14 protein-coding genes are annotated in these 16,623 nt (G+C 59.4%); 10 read left to right on the top strand and 4 right to left on the bottom strand.

Annotated features, from left to right (window positions below; genetic code table 11):
• Nucleotides 1-6 precede the first annotated feature (6 nt).
• On the top strand, nucleotides 7-222 hold the full coding sequence (locus AC30D7_RS00250) for a TOBE domain-containing protein (protein WP_003229256.1): 216 nt from the start codon (nucleotides 7-9) through the stop codon (nucleotides 220-222).
• Nucleotides 223-357: 135 nt separating this feature from the next.
• Here AC30D7_RS00250 and AC30D7_RS00245 read toward each other — a convergent pair whose 3' ends face one another.
• Both AC30D7_RS00245 and AC30D7_RS00240 read right to left on the bottom strand, forming a co-directional pair.
• Nucleotides 358-996, bottom strand: a complete 639-nt coding sequence (locus tag AC30D7_RS00245; protein WP_490132611.1) for a TetR/AcrR family transcriptional regulator — start codon at nucleotides 994-996, stop codon at nucleotides 358-360.
• Nucleotides 997-1,201: 205 nt separating this feature from the next.
• The gene (locus AC30D7_RS00240; protein ID WP_018928630.1) at nucleotides 1,202-2,578 is read right to left on the bottom strand and encodes a glutamine synthetase family protein; all 1,377 of its coding nucleotides are present in this window, start codon (nucleotides 2,576-2,578) and stop codon (nucleotides 1,202-1,204) included.
• 278 nt (nucleotides 2,579-2,856) lie between these two features.
• Here AC30D7_RS00240 and AC30D7_RS00235 point away from each other — a divergent pair, with 278 nt between their 5' ends.
• The 8 genes from AC30D7_RS00235 to AC30D7_RS00200 all read left to right on the top strand — a co-directional run bounded on the left by AC30D7_RS00235 (nucleotide 2,857) and on the right by AC30D7_RS00200 (nucleotide 12,026).
• Entirely contained in the window at nucleotides 2,857-3,633 is a 777-nt protein-coding gene (locus AC30D7_RS00235; RefSeq protein ID WP_490132610.1) for a gamma-glutamyl-gamma-aminobutyrate hydrolase family protein, read from the top strand.
• A 38-nt stretch (nucleotides 3,634-3,671) separates the two neighbouring features.
• A complete protein-coding gene (locus tag AC30D7_RS00230; RefSeq protein ID WP_018928632.1) occupies nucleotides 3,672-5,030 on the top strand; it encodes a glutamine synthetase family protein in 1,359 nt (452 codons plus the stop codon).
• Between the two features lie 72 nt (nucleotides 5,031-5,102).
• Nucleotides 5,103-6,467, top strand: coding sequence for an aspartate aminotransferase family protein (locus tag AC30D7_RS00225; protein WP_490132609.1), 1,365 nt, complete (start codon nucleotides 5,103-5,105; stop codon nucleotides 6,465-6,467).
• A 182-nt stretch (nucleotides 6,468-6,649) separates the two neighbouring features.
• Nucleotides 6,650-7,744 carry a polyamine ABC transporter substrate-binding protein gene (locus AC30D7_RS00220; protein ID WP_490132831.1) on the top strand — a complete coding sequence of 365 codons (1,095 nt, stop codon included), beginning with the start codon at nucleotides 6,650-6,652 and terminating at the stop codon, nucleotides 7,742-7,744.
• 176 nt (nucleotides 7,745-7,920) lie between these two features.
• Nucleotides 7,921-9,018 carry a polyamine ABC transporter substrate-binding protein gene (locus AC30D7_RS00215; protein WP_490132608.1) on the top strand — a complete coding sequence of 366 codons (1,098 nt, stop codon included), beginning with the start codon at nucleotides 7,921-7,923 and terminating at the stop codon, nucleotides 9,016-9,018.
• 61 nt (nucleotides 9,019-9,079) lie between these two features.
• The gene (locus tag AC30D7_RS00210) at nucleotides 9,080-10,222 is read left to right on the top strand and encodes an ABC transporter ATP-binding protein (RefSeq protein ID WP_105340744.1); all 1,143 of its coding nucleotides are present in this window, start codon (nucleotides 9,080-9,082) and stop codon (nucleotides 10,220-10,222) included.
• A 35-nt stretch (nucleotides 10,223-10,257) separates the two neighbouring features.
• The gene (locus AC30D7_RS00205) at nucleotides 10,258-11,139 is read left to right on the top strand and encodes an ABC transporter permease subunit (RefSeq protein ID WP_172901220.1); all 882 of its coding nucleotides are present in this window, start codon (nucleotides 10,258-10,260) and stop codon (nucleotides 11,137-11,139) included.
• Nucleotides 11,136-12,026: an ABC transporter permease subunit gene (locus AC30D7_RS00200; RefSeq protein WP_019580562.1), complete on the top strand. Its 891-nt coding sequence runs from the start codon at nucleotides 11,136-11,138 to the stop codon at nucleotides 12,024-12,026. The genes AC30D7_RS00205 and AC30D7_RS00200 overlap by 4 nt, the downstream gene beginning before the upstream one ends.
• Before the next feature lie 139 nt (nucleotides 12,027-12,165).
• Here AC30D7_RS00200 and AC30D7_RS00195 read toward each other — a convergent pair whose 3' ends face one another.
• On the bottom strand, nucleotides 12,166-12,807 hold the full coding sequence (locus AC30D7_RS00195; RefSeq protein WP_305479335.1) for an HD domain-containing protein: 642 nt from the start codon (nucleotides 12,805-12,807) through the stop codon (nucleotides 12,166-12,168).
• 238 nt (nucleotides 12,808-13,045) lie between these two features.
• Between AC30D7_RS00195 and AC30D7_RS00190 the strand changes: the two genes are divergently transcribed.
• Nucleotides 13,046-14,011, top strand: a complete 966-nt coding sequence (locus AC30D7_RS00190; protein WP_490132607.1) for a GlxA family transcriptional regulator — start codon at nucleotides 13,046-13,048, stop codon at nucleotides 14,009-14,011.
• Nucleotides 14,012-14,151: 140 nt separating this feature from the next.
• On the opposite strand, the gene AC30D7_RS00185 is transcribed toward AC30D7_RS00190, so the two are convergent.
• A complete protein-coding gene (locus AC30D7_RS00185) occupies nucleotides 14,152-16,563 on the bottom strand; it encodes a penicillin acylase family protein (RefSeq protein ID WP_490132606.1) in 2,412 nt (803 codons plus the stop codon).
• Nucleotides 16,564-16,623: the final 60 nt, after the last annotated feature.

Genomic DNA, 16,623 nt, shown 5'->3' with positions numbered 1-16,623 from the left:
AACATCATGACTATCAAAGCCATCAACGTTCGTAACCAGTTCAAAGGCTCGATCAAGGAAATCGTGCTCGGCGACGTCCTCTCGGAAATCGACGTGCAGACTGCCTCCGGCATCGTCACTTCGGTGATTACCACTCGGTCGGTGAAAGAGCTGGAACTGGTGGTCGGCAGCGAAGTGATCGCGTTTGTGAAATCCACCGAGGTGTCGATCGCCAAGTTGTAAGTGCGTGCGCCAACAACAACCCCGGAGGGTGTGAGCCCTTCGGGGTTTTTTATGCGCGTGAATCAGTGAGCTCGGTGAAGATTAAATGTGGGAGCGGGCTTGCTCGCGAAAGGGCCAGTGAATACAGCAAAAAAATCAGACTGGAACAGCACGCTTGGGCAAATACGGCGGCAAATACAGCCCGAGGTACGCATCAAACACACGCATCCCTTCTTCAGCCATGCGCGGCGTGATCTGCCCATGTTGTTGCACCGAGCGTGCATACACTCGATCCCCCAGCTCCATGGCCAGGGCAAACACATCGACATCTGTCGGCAGCTTTGGCAGCTCGAAGTGATGGTCGAACAGTTTGTGCATCAGATCACCGAGTTCGATGTCGTGCTGACGGTCGGCCTGGGTGACTTCGGTCAGGCCGTGCTGGGCGAGGATCAACTGGCGGGCGGCGGCGTCTTCGTCGTAGATGTCGAGCATGCGTTGTTCCACCAGTCGCGACAGGTCGCGCCAACCGCTCAGGGCATTGTGGTCGATGGGCGCTTGCAGGCAGGCACGGAACGCGGCGTGGACGTCGGCGGTCAGGGCTTCGAGCAGGGCCGGGACGCTGGCGAAAAAGTGGTAGACGGAGGAGGGCGGGATCTCGGCGCGTTCGGCGACGCTGTAGATCGACAGACTGGCCACGCCCTCGGCGGCCAGCAGCGTGCGGGCGGCATCGAGTATCGAATCGATCCGGGCCTGGCTGCGTGCGCGGGGTTTGCGTGGGGTGGCGAGTCGGGTCATTGAAGTCTCCTGCAGGGCAGCGGGCATTGTACGAGCAGGTTTCTTTGTTGTCTGCCAGGACGCTTTCGCGGGCAAGCCTCGCTCCTACAGGGGCGCCGATCGATATGGGCTTGTAGGAGCGAGGCTTGCCCGCGAACCGCCGCAGGCGGCCATAAAAAAACGCCGCAGGCTGTAAAGCCGGCGGCGTTGTTTTTACGGCAACCGCTTACACGGTATGCAGGTACCAGTTGTACTCGAGGTCGGAGATGGAGTGTTCGAACTCCTCCAGCTCGCTCTCTTTACAGGCGACGAAGATATCGATGTATTTCGGATCGATGTACTTGGCCATGACTTCGCTGTCGTCCAGCTCGCGCAGTGCATCACGCAGGTTGTTCGGCAGGCTTTGCTCGTTCTGCTCGTAGCTGTTGCCTTCCACGGGCGCGCCCGGCTCGATCTTGTTGACCAGACCGTGGTGCACGCCGGCCAGGACCGAGGCCATCAGCAGGTACGGGTTGGCATCGGCACCCGCCACACGGTGTTCGATGCGCACGGCATCGGAGGAACCGGTCGGTACGCGGATCGCCACGGTGCGGTTGTCCAGGCCCCAGCACGGCGAGTTCGGCACATAGAACTGTGCGCCGAAACGACGGTAGGAGTTGACGTTCGGGCAGAGGAAAGCCATCTGCGCAGGCAGGGTCTCGAGCACACCGCCGATCGCGTGACGCAGTGCGGCGTTCTGCTCGGGATCCTCGCTGGCAAAAATATTTTTGCCATCTTTATCAAGAATCGAGATGTGGACGTGCAGACCATTACCCGCCTGGCCTGGATAAGGCTTGGCCATGAAGGTGGTGTCCATCTCATGGTCGTAGGCGATGTTTTTGATCAGACGCTTGAGCAGGACCGCGTAGTCGCAGGCTTTGATCGGGTCGGCCACGTGGTGCAGGTTCACTTCGAACTGCGCCGGGGCACTTTCCTTGACGATCGCGTCGGCAGGAATGCCTTGCTCTTTCGCACCTTCCAGAATGTCCTGGAGGCAGTCGACATATTCGTCGAGGTCGTCGATCAGGTAGACCTGGGTCGAGTGCGGGCGTTTGCCGGAGATCGGCGAGCGCGGCGGTTGCGGGCGACCGTTCACGTTTTCCTGGTCGATCAGGTAGAACTCCAGTTCGAACGCGGCGCAGATGGTCAGGCCCATCTCATCGAACTTGGTCACTACTTGACGCAGGACTTCGCGCGGGTCGGCGAAGAAAGGTTCACCTTCGAGTTCGTGCATGGTCATCAGCAGTTGCGCAGTCGGGCGCTTCTGCCAGGGCTCATTGCACAGGGTGTCGGGGATTGGATAGCAGATTCGGTCAGCATCGCCGATGTCCAGGCCCAGGCCGGTGCTTTCCACCGTCGAGCCATTGATATCCAGAGCAAATAGAGAGGCCGGCAGGTTGATGCCTTTCTCGTAAACCTTGTGGAGGCTGGTGCGTTCGATGCGCTTGCCGCGCACCACACCATTCATATCCGCAATCAGAAGGTCAACGTACAGAACCTCAGGATGTTCCTTAAGGAACGCGTTCGCTTCGTTAAGCTGAACGGCACGCGGGGGTACCGACATGATGCAACACCTTTGTTGTTAAAAATATCAATCATTGATCTTTTCAGATTCCAGTCAACCCGAACGGCATGCCGAAGTCAAGCGAGGCCTTTTTTGCCCTAAAAAAGCGCTCGCAAGGCTTTTTTGAGGCACTTTGGGGCGTATTTTTGTCTTCTGACGTCTTGGCGCCCGCGGGCTTGAGCGGGCCGTGTTGTATTTTTTACGGGGGTGTTGTGTAAAAAAATGAACAAGGCTAAGCTCGATTTAAACCCATAACAGCAATAATACCGGGGTGCTTCATGTCTCGCCTGCCGTTAATCGGCGTCACCGCCTGCTCAAAGCAGATCGGTCTGCATGCTTATCACATCAGTGGCGACAAATACGTACGCGCCGTGGCATCAGCTGCCAAAGGCCTGCCGTTGATTCTTCCATCCCTGGCAGATCGACTGGCGCCGTCCGATATTCTGGACGCTCTGGACGGCATTCTGTTTACAGGCTCTCCTTCTAATATAGAACCGTTTCACTACAACGGCCCGGCCAGCGCGCCAGGCACTGCTCATGATTCTGCACGCGATGCCACCACTCTCCCGCTGATCCGCGCCGCTGTCGAGGCTGGCGTTCCCGTGCTCGGTATCTGCCGCGGCTTCCAGGAAATGAATGTGGCGTTCGGTGGCAGCCTGCATCAGAAGGTCCACGAGGCCGGTCCCTTCATGGATCACCGTGAAGACGACAGCCTGTCGCTCGAAGGGCAGTACGCTCCCAGTCACCCGGTGCACGTCCAGCCGGGTGGTGTACTTGCGGGGCTGGGTCTGGCGAGCGAGATTCAAGTCAACTCGATTCATGGTCAGGGTGTCGAGCGGCTGGCGCCGGGCCTTCGCGTGGAAGCTGTGGCGCCCGATGGGCTGATCGAAGCGGTCTCTGTGATCGAAGGCAAGGCTTTTGCTTTAGGCGTGCAATGGCATCCCGAATGGCAGGTAAGCTTGAATCCTGACTACCTTGCGATTTTCCAGGCATTTGGCGATGCCTGCCGCAAGCGCGCACTACAACGCGACGCCGATGCGTCAAACAACGCCTGACTTATAAAAGTCAGGAAACTCAAGCCTAAGAGGCATTTATGAGTAACAACCTCGACCAGCTCACCGATTGGTTGAAAGACCACAAGATCACAGAAGTCGAATGCATGATTGGCGACCTGACCGGCATCACCCGGGGCAAGATCTCGCCGACCAACAAGTTCATCGCCGAAAAAGGCATGCGCCTGCCCGAAAGCGTTCTGTTGCAGACCGTGACCGGCGACTATGTCGAAGACGACATCTATTACGAACTGCTCGACCCGGCCGACATCGACATGGTCTGCCGCCCCGACCAGAACGCCGTGTTCCTGGTGCCCTGGGCCATCGAGCCCACCGCCATCGTGATCCACGACACCTATGACAAGCAGGGCAATCCGATCGAGCTGTCGCCGCGCAACGTGCTCAAGAAGGTACTGAAGCTCTACGCCGACCACGGCTGGCAGCCGATCGTGGCGCCGGAAATGGAGTTCTACCTCACCAAGCGCAGCGATGACCCGGACTACCCGTTGCAACCGCCGATTGGCCGTTCCGGTCGTCCGGAAACCGGTCGCCAGTCGTTCTCCATTGAAGCGGCGAACGAATTCGACCCATTGTTCGAAGACGTCTACGACTGGTGCGAATTGCAGGAGCTGGATCTCGACACGTTGATTCACGAGGACGGCACCGCGCAGATGGAAATCAACTTCCGTCACGGCGATGCCCTGTCCCTGGCCGACCAGATTCTGGTGTTCAAGCGCACCATGCGAGAAGCCGCACTCAAGCACAACGTGGCGGCGACCTTCATGGCCAAGCCCATGACCGGCGAGCCGGGCAGTGCCATGCATTTGCACCAGAGCATCATCGACATCGAGACCGGCAAAAACGTCTTCTCCAATGAAGACGGGACCATGAGCCAGCTGTTCCTCCATCACATCGGCGGTTTGCAGAAATTCATCCCTGAGTTGCTGCCGCTGTTCGCGCCCAACGTCAATTCGTTCCGCCGCTTCCTGCCGGATACCTCGGCACCGGTGAACGTGGAGTGGGGCGAAGAGAACCGCACCGTGGGCCTGCGGGTGCCGGATGCCGGGCCGCAGAACCGTCGGGTGGAAAACCGTCTGCCGGGTGCCGACGCCAACCCTTATCTGGCCATCGCCGCCAGCCTGTTGTGCGGCCTGATCGGCATGCTCGAAGGACATAACCCGAGTGCCCCGGTGGTGGGGCGTGGTTACGAGCGGCGCAATCTGCGCCTGCCGTTAACCATCGAAGACGCGCTGGATCGTATGGAAAACAGCAAGACCATCGAAAAGTATCTGGGCAAGAAATTCATCACAGGCTACGTCGCGGTCAAGCGGGCCGAGCATGAAAACTTCAAGCGCGTGATCAGTTCGTGGGAGCGGGAGTTCCTGCTCTTCGCCGTCTGATGCGCCGGGCGCGACAAGGGGCGTGATTGCCCTCTGACGTCGCGCCGTCACTGCAATCCAAGGAGAATTCGCATGACCAGCAACAACCCGCAAACCCGTGCATGGCAAACCCTGAGCAGCGATCACCACCTGGCCCCGTTCAGCGACTTCAAGCAGTTGAAAGAGAAAGGCCCGCGGATCATCACCAACGCCAAGGGCGTTTACCTGTGGGACAGCGAAGGCAACAAGATCCTCGACGGCATGGCCGGTCTGTGGTGCGTCGCGATCGGCTATGGTCGCGATGAGCTGGCCGATGCCGCTGCCAAGCAAATGCGCGAACTGCCTTATTACAACCTGTTCTTCCAGACCGCTCACCCCCCGGTGCTGGAGTTGGCCAAGGTCATCGCTGACATCGCGCCTGAAGGCATGAATCATGTGTTCTTCACCGGTTCCGGTTCCGAAGGCAACGACACCATGTTGCGGATGGTTCGCCACTACTGGGCGATCAAGGGTCAACCGAAGAAGAAAGTCATCATCAGCCGCAAGAACGGCTATCACGGCTCCACCGTGGCCGGCGCGAGCCTGGGTGGCATGACGTACATGCACGAACAGGGCGATTTGCCGATCCCAGGCATCGTCCACATCGCCCAGCCATACTGGTTCGGCGAAGGCGGTGACATGACGCCACAAGAGTTCGGTATCTGGGCGGCCAATCAGCTGGAAGAGAAGATTCTGGAAATCGGCGTCGACAACGTCGGTGCCTTTATTGCCGAGCCGATCCAGGGCGCCGGCGGCGTGATCATTCCGCCAGACAGCTACTGGCCGCGCATCAAGGAAATCCTCGCCAAGTACGACATTCTGTTCGTGGCCGACGAGGTGATCTGCGGTTTCGGTCGTACCGGTGAGTGGTTCGGTACCGATTTCTACGACCTCAAGCCTCACATGATGACCATCGCCAAAGGCCTGACGTCCGGCTACATCCCGATGGGTGGCCTGATCGTGCATGACGACGTGGTCGAGGTGCTCAACGAAGGCGGTGATTTCAACCACGGTTTCACCTATTCCGGGCATCCGGTGGCCGCTGCGGTGGCACTGGAAAACATCCGCATCCTGCGCGATGAGAAAATTGTCGAGCACGTGCGGACAGAAACGGCACCTTATTTGCAAAAGCGTCTACGGGAACTGAACGATCACCCGTTGGTGGGGGAAGTGCGTGGGGTCGGTCTGTTGGGGGCTATCGAGCTGGTTCAGGACAAGGCCACTCGCAAGCGTTACGAAGGCAAGGGCGTCGGCATGATCTGCCGGCAGTTCTGCTTCGACAACGGCCTGATCATGCGCGCGGTCGGCGACACCATGATCATTGCTCCGCCACTGGTGATTACACCGGCTGAAATCGACGAGTTGGTGACCAAGGCGCGCAAGTGCCTGGACCTGACCCTGAGTGCGTTGCAGGGCTAAGTGCTAGGCTCTGAGCGAGGTGCGATGCTTGCACTTCGCTCAGTGCAAACAAAGGATGGGTCTTTCCTTGAAAGCCTGCCTTGGATCTTGCCAGACTAACGGTTGTTCGGATGCCCTGTAACAGGCTGCTGAGCACGTGGTTAAAAAGAAAAACTGGAGCATTACCCATGAAGGCATTAGGTATGAAGATAACTGGCAAGACCCTCCTCGCCATGTCCCTGATGGGCGTGATGGCGGGCGCCGTTCAGGCCGACGACAAAGTGCTGCACGTGTACAACTGGTCCGATTACATTGCACCGGACACCATCGCGAACTTCGAAAAAGAGTCCGGGATCAAGGTGGTGTACGACGTATTCGACAGTAACGAAACCCTGGAAGCCAAGTTGCTGGCAGGCAAGTCCGGTTACGACGTCGTTGTACCGTCGAACAACTTCCTCGCCAAGCAAATCAAGGCCGGGGTCTACCGGGAGCTGGACAAGTCCAAACTGTCCAACTACGGCAACCTGAACAAATCGTTGCTTAAAGCGGTTTCCGTCAGTGACCCGGACAACAAACACGCCTTCCCTTACATGTGGGGCTCGATCGGTATCGGTTACAACCCCGAGAAGGTCAAGGTCGCGCTGGGCGTCGACACGATCGATTCCTGGGACACCCTGCTCAAGCCTGAAAACATTGCCAAGCTCAAGAGCTGCGGTGTGAGCTTCCTGGATTCGCCTACCGAAATGCTGCCGGTCGCCCTGCATTACCTGGGTCTGCCAACTGACAGCCAGAAGAAAGAAGACATCAAGAAAGCCGAGGAACTGTTCCTCAAGATTCGTCCTTCGATCACCTACTTCCACTCGTCCAAGTACATCTCGGACCTGGCCAACGGCAACATCTGCGTAGCCGTCGGCTATTCGGGTGACGTCCAGCAAGCCAAGTCCCGTGCTGCCGAAGCCGGTGACAAGGTGAAAGTCAGCTACGCCATTCCAAAAGAAGGCGCTGGCAGCTTCTACGACATGGTCGCAATCCCCAAAGATGCGGAAAACGTCGAGGGGGCCTACAAGTTCATGAACTACCTGCTGCAACCGAAAGTAATGGCTGACATCACCAACGCTGTGCGTTTCCCTAACGGTAATGCTGAAGCCACCCAGTATGTGAGCAAGGACATCACTTCGGATCCGGGCATCTATCCGACTCCTGAAGTACAGGCCAAGCTGTATGCGATCGCTGATTTGCCAGCCGCCACCCAGCGTGAACTGACCCGCAGCTGGACCAAGATCAAATCCGGTAAGTAAGTAATAAACCTGTAGCCGCTGCCGCAGCCTTGGGCAGCGACTACAGGGCTTTGCATAAAAGTTTTGCTGGAACGGTTTTTCGAGGGTAAGTTGCGCGCCGGTTTTGTTGTCAGGCAGCCATGGCTGTCATGTAGCGCGGGGCAACTTGGGCCCAACTAATTTTAGAGGACCTCCACTTGCCTGTTTTTTCTTTGTTGCGCAATGCCCTGCTGGTCGGCGCCGGGCTGACGCTTGCCGTCAGTGCCCAGGCCACCGGCACGGTGCATATTTATAACTGGTCTGACTACATTGGTGAGACCACCTTGGCCGACTTCCAGAAAGAAGCTGGTATCAAGCCGATTTACGACGTATTCGATTCCAATGAAACCCTGGAAGGCAAGTTGCTGGCCGGGCGTACCGGCTACGACGTGGTCGTGCCGTCCAACCATTTCCTTGGCAAACAGATCAAGGCCGGTGCGTTCCAGAAGCTCGACAAGTCGAAGCTGACCAACTATTCCAACCTTGACCCGGTGCTGCTCAAGCGCCTGGAGCAGAACGATCCGGGTAACCAATATGCCGTGCCGTATCTGTGGGGCACCAATGGCATCGGTTACAACGTCGACAAGATCAAGGCTGTGCTGGGCCTCGACAAGATCGATTCCTGGGATGTGGTGTTCGAGCCGCAGAACATCAAGAAGCTGCACAGTTGCGGCGTCGCGTTCCTCGACTCCGCCGATGAAATGATGCCCACGGTCCTCAACTACATGGGCCTGAACGCCAACAGCACCAACCCCGAAGACTACAAAAAGGCCGAGGCCAAGTTGCTGGCGGTACGGCCTTATGTGACGTACTTCCACTCATCCAAATACATCGCGGACCTGGCCAACGGCGATATTTGTGTCGCGATCGGTTTTTCCGGCGACATGATCCAGGCCAAGACTCGTGCGGCAGAGGCTGGCAAAGGCATGAACATCGCCTACTCGATTCCAAAAGAGGGCGGCGCGCTCTGGTTCGACATGCTGGCGATCCCCAAGGACGCGGCCAACGTCAAGGAAGCCCACGCCTTCATCAACTATTTGCTCAAGCCTGAGGTGATCGCCAAGGTCAGCGATGCCGTGGGCTACGCCAACCCGAACCCTGGGTCGGACAAACTGATGGAACAGTCCATACGCGCCGACGCGTCGGTCTATCCGCCGCAAGCGGTCCTCGACAAGATGTACGTGTCCATCGAGTTACCGCCGAACATACAACGTTTGATGACGCGCAGCTGGACCAAGGTCAAGTCGGGCAAATAGCGTCAAACTATCCAGGTTCGCCACATTGAGCGAACTGCAAATTCTGTTGGGAGTTTCGTAAATGGCAGTTGCCTCCGGCGCCTATAAGAAAGCCCTCGAGGGCGACCAATCACCTAAACAGGTGTTGGTCAAAATCGACCGGGTCACCAAAAAGTTCGACGAGACGATTGCCGTGGACGATGTGTCCCTGGAAATCAAGAAAGGCGAAATCTTCGCCTTGCTCGGCGGCTCGGGTTCGGGCAAATCCACCTTGCTGCGGATGCTGGCAGGTTTCGAACGGCCCACGGAGGGGCGCATTTTTCTCGATGGCGTAGACATCACTGACATGCCGCCGTACGAGCGGCCGATCAACATGATGTTCCAGTCCTACGCCTTGTTCCCGCACATGACCGTGGCGCAGAACATCGCCTTCGGCCTCAAGCAGGACAAGATCCCGGCGGCCGAGGTCGATGCCCGCGTGGCCGAGATGCTCAAGCTGGTGCAGATGAGCGAGTACGCCAAGCGCAAACCGCATCAGTTGTCCGGTGGTCAGCGTCAGCGTGTGGCACTGGCGCGTTCGTTGGCCAAGCGGCCGAAGCTGTTGCTGCTCGATGAACCGATGGGCGCGCTGGACAAGAAGCTGCGCTCACAAATGCAACTGGAGCTGGTCGAGATCATCGAGCGTGTTGGCGTTACCTGCGTCATGGTGACCCACGATCAGGAAGAGGCCATGACCATGGCCGAGCGCATCGCGATCATGCACCTGGGCTGGATCGCCCAGATCGGCAGCCCGATCGACATCTACGAAACCCCGACCAGCCGCCTGGTCTGCGAATTCATCGGCAACGTCAACATCTTCGAAGGTGAAGTGGTGGACGACGCCGAGGGCCATGCACTGATCACCTGCAAGGATCTGGACCGCAACATTTACGTGGGTCACGGCATCAGCACCTCGGTGCAGGACAAGTCCGTTACCTATGCGATCCGTCCGGAAAAACTGCTGGTGACGGCCGAAATGCCGACCTGCGAACACAACTGGTCCAGCGGCAAGGTGCACGACATCGCGTACCTGGGCGGCCACTCGGTGTTCTACGTCGAACTGCCGAGCGGCAAGCTGGTGCAGTCCTTCGTCGCCAACGCCGAGCGCCGTGGCCAGCGCCCGACCTGGGGTGACCAGGTTTACGTGTGGTGGGAAGACGACAGCGGCGTGGTACTTCGCTCATGAACATGCGCAAACTCAAACGCCGGCTCAATCGAATACTGCCCGGTGGCCGTCAGCTGGTCATCGGGGTTCCGTTCATCTGGCTGTTCATGTTCTTCATGCTGCCGTTCTTCATCGTCCTGAAGATCAGCTTCGCTGAAGCCGACGTGGCCATTCCGCCGTACACCGAGATCTACACCTTCGTTGACCAGAAACTGCAGGTGCTGCTCAACCTGGCCAACTACGCGATGCTGGGCGATGACGAGTTGTACATCGCCGCTTACCTAGGCTCGCTGAAGATGGCGCTGTTCAGCACCATCCTCTGCCTGCTGATCGGCTACCCGATGGCCTATGGCATTGCCACCGCCCGCAAAGAGCTGCAAACGGTGCTGGTGCTGCTGATCATGATGCCGACCTGGACCGCGATCCTGATCCGCGTGTATGCGTGGATGGGCATCCTCAGCAACAACGGGCTGCTCAATGGTTTTCTGATGAGCATGGGCTGGATCGACGAACCGCTGCAGATCCTCAATACCAACCTGGCGGTCTATATCGGGGTCGTTTACTCCTATCTGCCGTTCATGATCCTGCCGCTGTACGCCAACCTGGTGAAACACGATCACAGCCTGCTGGAAGCCGCATCGGACCTCGGTTCGAGCAACTTCAACAGCTTCTGGAAGATCACCGTGCCACTGTCGAAAAACGGCATTATCGCAGGCTGCATGCTGGTGTTCATCCCGGTGGTGGGGGAGTTCGTGATCCCGGAACTGCTCGGCGGTCCGGAAACCCTGATGATCGGTAAAGTGCTCTGGCAAGAGTTCTTCAACAACCGTGACTGGCCGGTGGCGTCTGCCCTGGCGGTGGTGATGCTGGCGATCCTGATTGTGCCGATCATCCTGTTCAACCGTAGCCAGGCCAAGGAAATGGAGGGTAAAGAATGAAGCGCTTCCGTTTCTCGAACCTGATGCTGGTGCTGGGGCTGCTGTTCATCTACGCGCCGATGCTGATCCTGGTGATCTACTCGTTCAACGCCTCGAAACTGGTGACGGTGTGGGGCGGCTGGTCGGTCAAGTGGTACGTCGGCCTGCTCGACAACACGCAACTGATGGGCTCAGTGGTGCGCTCGCTGGAAATCGCTTGCTACACGGCGATAGCGGCGGTGGCATTGGGGACGCTGGCGGCGTTCGTGCTGACCCGCATCACCCGCTTCAAGGGCCGCACACTGTTTGGCGGCCTGGTTACCGCACCGCTGGTGATGCCGGAAGTGATCACCGGTCTGTCGCTGTTGCTGCTGTTCGTGGCCATGGCGCAGATGATCGGCTGGCCGCAGGAGCGCGGCATCGTCACCATCTGGATCGCTCACACCACATTCTGTGCAGCGTATGTGGCGGTGGTGGTGTCGGCGCGCTTGCGTGAATTGGATTTGTCGATCGAAGAAGCCGCCATGGACCTCGGTGCGCGGCCATGGAAAGTGTTCTTCCTGATCACCATTCCGATGATCGCGCCGTCACTGGCGGCCGGCGGCATGATGTCGTTTGCCTTGTCGCTGGATGATCTGGTGTTGGCGAGCTTCGTGTCCGGGCCAGGCTCCACGACCCTGCCGATGGAAGTGTTCTCGGCGGTGCGCCTGGGCGTGAAGCCTGAGATCAACGCCGTGGCCAGCCTGATTCTGCTGGCGGTGTCGCTGGTGACCTTCCTGGTCTGGTTCTTCAGCCGTCGCGCCGAAGAAAGCCGCAAGCGTGCGATCCAGCTGGCTATCGAGGAAGCCGCTGCCGATTCCTGGAAACAACCGGACGTACGTCGGGCGCAGGCACCGGAAGCGGCTTGAGCCCGATGGGTTGACCACCGTTGCGTGGCAAGCCCAAATCCCTGTGGGAGCGGGCTTGCCCGCGATGGCGGACTGACATTCAACATCCATGTTGACTGACTCACCGCTTTCGCGAGCAAGCCCGCTCCCACATTGGTTTTTATGCCACCCAAGGCGATTTGCGGATGATCTCGACGAAGTTCATCGGCTTGAAGCCCGGCTCGCTGTCCACCAGCACATCCGCGTTCACGGTGCCAAACGTGCTGTCGGGTTTGTGTTTGAAGCCATTGGCGAACGCACACAGGATGCATTCCTTGAACCCTTCACCTCGTGGATGCGCATGCACCACTGCTTCACGCTGCACGGTGGAAAATGCAGCGTAGTCGATGCCCAGCACATCCATTTCGACGCCGGCTGTCACCAGTGCCACGTTGGGACGCAAGTGTTGCGGTACCCCCGGCGTGGTGTGCAGGGCGATCGACAGCCACACCTGTTCGATATCGTCGTCAGACAAACCATAGGGTGTGAGGAAGGCTTTGGCGGCGTTGGCGCTGTCGACTTCGAAGCGTTCGTCATCGCTGCGATGACCTTCCACCAGGCCCAAGTCATGGAACATCGCACCGACGTACAGCAGCTCCGGGTCGTAGGCCAGTTGCTTGCGCTCACCGCTCAAGGCACCGAACAGAAATACCCGGCGTGAGTGGTGGTACAGCAGGTCGGACTCGACGTCGCGAATGTATTCAGTGGTGGCCCTGGCCAATGCGCTGTCGGGGATCTTGATGCCGGCGATGATGCTGCTCATGGTGCTGTCCTCATGGGGAACGCCGTGGCGGCGCTGATGGAGTCAGTCTGTTCGTGCCGCCGAAACCGGACAATCGATCCATGGCTGCGATCCCGGCCAATGAGCAGGCATATCGCGCCAACCTCGCTTGTCGGGCCTGAATTGGCTAGGGTTGAACGCAGCCTCGCAGGCTCGGCAGCTGCTACGGGGCGAGTGATAGTTGATATCTAGTCCAGTGCCATAAAAGGCGTTTCATGCCATGCACAAAACCGTCGCCATTGTCGTATTCCCAGGCGTCCAGTCGCTGGACGTCACTGGTCCCATGGATGTGTTTTCCGAGGCCAATCGTTTCCTGGCACAGGAAGATCACTATCGGCTGGAGGTGATCGGTGTCGAGCGCGGTGTGATGGCGTGCTCCAACGGGTTGTCGCTCAATGCCCATCGGTATTTCAGTGAAGCGCTGGAAGCGTATGACCTGCTATTGGTGGCGGGCGGCCCGCAGTTGCCGTTCCTGAATTTTGGCGCGGTGTTCGATGCCTGGTTGCGCGATGCGTGTGCGCGTGCGCAACGTTTCGGCTCGATTTGCAACGGTGCCTTCATGCTCGCCCGGGCCGGGTTGCTTGATGGGCGAACAGTCACCACCCATTGGAGCGACGCCGCGGCGCTGGCGCAGTTGTGTCCGTCGACTCGGGTCGAGGCTGATCGCTTGTACGTGCAGGACGGCGAGCTTTACACCTCGGCCGGGGTCACCGCGGGGATTGATCTGTCGCTGTATCTGCTGGCTCGGGATCATGGAGCGGACGTGGCACTCAGCGTGGCCAAGCGGTTGGTGGTGTTCACTCAGCGTTCGGGTGGGCAATCGCAGTTCAGCCCGTTCCTCACCCCCCACGTCGAACCGACTTCGGCGGTGGCGCTGGTCCAGTTCTACGTGTTGGCCAACCTCAATGGCGACCTGACCATTGCTGACCTGGCCAACGCCGCCAACATGAGCACACGCAACTTTTCCAGAGTGTTTGCCAGGGAGGCCAAAATCACCCCGGCGGAATTCGTCGAACAGGCGAGGGTGGACGCGGCGCGAGTGATGCTCGAAAGCACCGGTGCGCCGCTGAAAACCGTGGCGTACCAGTGCGGCTTTCGCGATGCCCAGCACATGCGCAGCGTGTTCAACCGCAGGCTGGGGGTGACGCCGCAGCAGTTCAGGTTGAATTTTTCGGTGATGGTTTAGCGGCAATTTGTGTTGCCTGTGAGGGCCTCTTCGCGAGCAAGCCCGCTCCCACATTGGACCGTGGCTGTTTGGGAAACTCGATCAACTCTGGGAGCGGGCTTGCTCGCGAAGAGGTCAGCCCGGCCAACAAATATTCCGACCTATTGTGCAGCCCGCGCCGGCAACAGCCTCAACGTGCTGCGAGTGTTGGCCGTCACTTCTTCCTCATTGAAATTCGCCTGGTAATAAACCCCTTCGATGTACGACTCGGCCTGGTCGGCATAGTGGCTATCGAACGGCACGCCACTCTGGCCCACCGGGTTGATGGTCAGGCTGTGGGCCGGGTCGGCGAAGTCGATCAGCCGCCGGGTCGACGGGCCGTAGGTCACGGGCCACGGCGCCGGGCCGATCTTGGCCGAGAGGTTGTTCGGTACTTCGTGGGTGCCGGGTGCCGCGAATGGGCCAACGTTGAAAATCTGGTCCAAGGGCTTTTGCATCCCCAGCGGATGGCCATGGGTCAGGGTGTGCGCCTTGCCCCACTGCCATTGCGCGGAATCGGCGCCAAGGGTGGTCTTGAGGTGGGCCATGCTCGCTTGCCAGGCCACCTTGACCGTATCTGCACGGGTTTCCTTGCCGGGGGTGTTGCGGTTGTCCCACCACGGTGAATCGGCGGAGGCCGCCAGACGTGGCAGCGCGGCATCGATCACCCGGGTCGAGAGCAGTGTTTCGAAGAAGTCATTGCCCAGTTCATCGTGCATCGTCGCGTCGGCGAGGTTGAACAGAAACTGGTTGAACAGGGTGGCGCTGATGGAGTCCAGCGGGTAATCGCCGCTCCACTGCGCCAGTTGCTCCACCAGTTTGAGCTCGGCCGGATCGCTCACCACTTCACGCAACACCGGCAACAGCGGGGCCAGCAAACGCGGCCCGTAGGCGGTGGTGGTACCGAGTTGCAGCTTCTGGTTGGCCGCGTTGTCCCACTTCAGGTTCTTGTCGCTGAGCTGGCGATTGAGCTGCTGCCCGCGATCGGCGAGGTTGTAGTAGCCGGGAATCTCCATGCCGGTCGGCGACACCGGTTGGAAGTTGGCCGAGACGATGTAGCCCCGCGCCGGGTTTTCTTCCTGCGGGTTGGCACTGAACGGGTAAAAACCTTCTTTGTCCGCCTGAGGGGTACTGCCGTCGAGAATGAAACCGGGCTTCACCCCGGCCGGACGCTTGGGCAGCAGCGCCGACGCCCACCAGCCGATGTCGCCCTTGGCGTTGGCGTAGACGATGTTCAACCCCGGTGCCTGAACCTTGGCGGCCGCGGCGCGGGCCTTGGCCAGGGTGTCGGCGCGATTGAGCTGGTAGAAGCCGTCAAGGATCGGATTCGGGGTTTCGAGGAACGCCCACCACATGGCAACCGGCGTCTTGCCGGCGGCAGTGCCGAGCGCATCGTTGACGATCGGGCCATGGGGCGACTGGCGCAGCGTCAATGTGACCGGTGACTGGCCTTTCACTGCGATCTGTTGTTCGGTGGTGACCATGTCCACCCACTTGCCGCGATACCAGACCTGGTTCGGGTTGTCCGGGTTGACCTTCTCGGCGATCAGGTCCAGATCGTCGTTCTGGAACATCGTCAGGCTCCAGCCGAAGTCCAGGTTGTGGCCGAGAAATGCAAACGGCACCAGCGCCTGATGGTAGCCATACAGCTCGAAGCCCGGTGCCGACAGATGCGCCTCGTACCACACCGCCGGCACCGAGAAGCGAATGTGCGGGTCACCGGCCAGCAGCGGCTTGCCGCTTTTGCTGCGGTTGCCGGAGATCACCCAGGCATTGCTGCCTTCGAATTGCGGCAGGCCGTGGTCGGCCAGCGCCTGTTCGCTCAGGCGGGCAAGGGCGTTCAGGTCTTTCCAGTCACTGGCGGCGAGGACCGGCGCTGGGCTGGCGCGCCTTTTGGCCAGTACGCCGTTGGGTTGCCAGTCGAGATCGAAGATGTTCAGGTACTCGGCGCCCAGTTGGTCACGCACGTAAGTCAGCAGGGGCTCGGTGCGAAACGCCGCGGCAAAGCTGTAGGCCATGTAGCCGGCGATGCTGATGCTGTCTTCGGCGGTGAAAGGGCGCTTGGGGATTCCCAGCACGTCGAACTCTACTGGTGCTGCGTGGCTGTCCTGATATTGATTGATGCCGTCCAGATAGGCTTGCAGGGCCTTCCACGCCGGCGACTGACGATCCAGCGCGGCCACGTAACTGTCAGCACGTTCGCGGATGCGCAGGCTGCGAAACAGTTTGTCGGTGTCGAGCAGTTTCGGGCCGAGGACTTCGGCCAGCTCACCACGGGCCAGACGCCGCACGGCTTCCATCTGGAATAGTCGGTCCTGGGCCTGCACGTAGCCGAGGGCGCGGTAGAGGTCGGTTTCGTTTTCGGCGCGGATATGCGGCACGCCGCGCTCGTCGTAGTGCACGGTCACTGAACCTTGCAGATGCTGCAACGCCACCTGGCCCTGGCGCGTCGGTTGTTTGCTGTACACATACCAGCCGCCCCCGGCGGCGAGCGCGACGATCAGCAAGGCAAGTACGGTCAGGACGCGTTTCATTGTGACTCCTTGTTCTTTCGGGGGGTGCCACCCGTGCGGGCTGCAAACGTGTAGCACAGA

The organism is Pseudomonas sp. DF5, from assembly GCF_058148225.1.
Note: the sequence above shows the minus strand (reverse complement) of the source record. Positions and strands in the feature narration are given on the sequence as shown.

Excerpts from the sequence above, each read along its gene's own strand:
- AC30D7_RS00235 (WP_490132610.1), top strand. The coding sequence starts at position 2,857 with ATGTCTCGCCTGCCGTTAATCGGCGTCACCGCCTGCTCAAAGCAGATC.
- AC30D7_RS00190 (WP_490132607.1), top strand. The coding sequence starts at position 13,046 with ATGCACAAAACCGTCGCCATTGTCGTATTCCCAGGCGTCCAGTCGCTG.
- AC30D7_RS00250 (WP_003229256.1), top strand. The coding sequence starts at position 7 with ATGACTATCAAAGCCATCAACGTTCGTAACCAGTTCAAAGGCTCGATC.
- AC30D7_RS00200 (WP_019580562.1), top strand. The coding sequence starts at position 11,136 with ATGAAGCGCTTCCGTTTCTCGAACCTGATGCTGGTGCTGGGGCTGCTG.
- AC30D7_RS00240 (WP_018928630.1), bottom strand. The coding sequence starts at position 2,578 with ATGTCGGTACCCCCGCGTGCCGTTCAGCTTAACGAAGCGAACGCGTTC.
- AC30D7_RS00210 (WP_105340744.1), top strand. The coding sequence starts at position 9,080 with ATGGCAGTTGCCTCCGGCGCCTATAAGAAAGCCCTCGAGGGCGACCAA.
- AC30D7_RS00185 (WP_490132606.1), bottom strand. The coding sequence starts at position 16,563 with ATGAAACGCGTCCTGACCGTACTTGCCTTGCTGATCGTCGCGCTCGCC.
- AC30D7_RS00195 (WP_305479335.1), bottom strand. The coding sequence starts at position 12,807 with ATGAGCAGCATCATCGCCGGCATCAAGATCCCCGACAGCGCATTGGCC.
- AC30D7_RS00230 (WP_018928632.1), top strand. The coding sequence starts at position 3,672 with ATGAGTAACAACCTCGACCAGCTCACCGATTGGTTGAAAGACCACAAG.
- AC30D7_RS00220 (WP_490132831.1), top strand. The coding sequence starts at position 6,650 with ATGAAGATAACTGGCAAGACCCTCCTCGCCATGTCCCTGATGGGCGTG.
- AC30D7_RS00225 (WP_490132609.1), top strand. The coding sequence starts at position 5,103 with ATGACCAGCAACAACCCGCAAACCCGTGCATGGCAAACCCTGAGCAGC.
- AC30D7_RS00245 (WP_490132611.1), bottom strand. The coding sequence starts at position 996 with ATGACCCGACTCGCCACCCCACGCAAACCCCGCGCACGCAGCCAGGCC.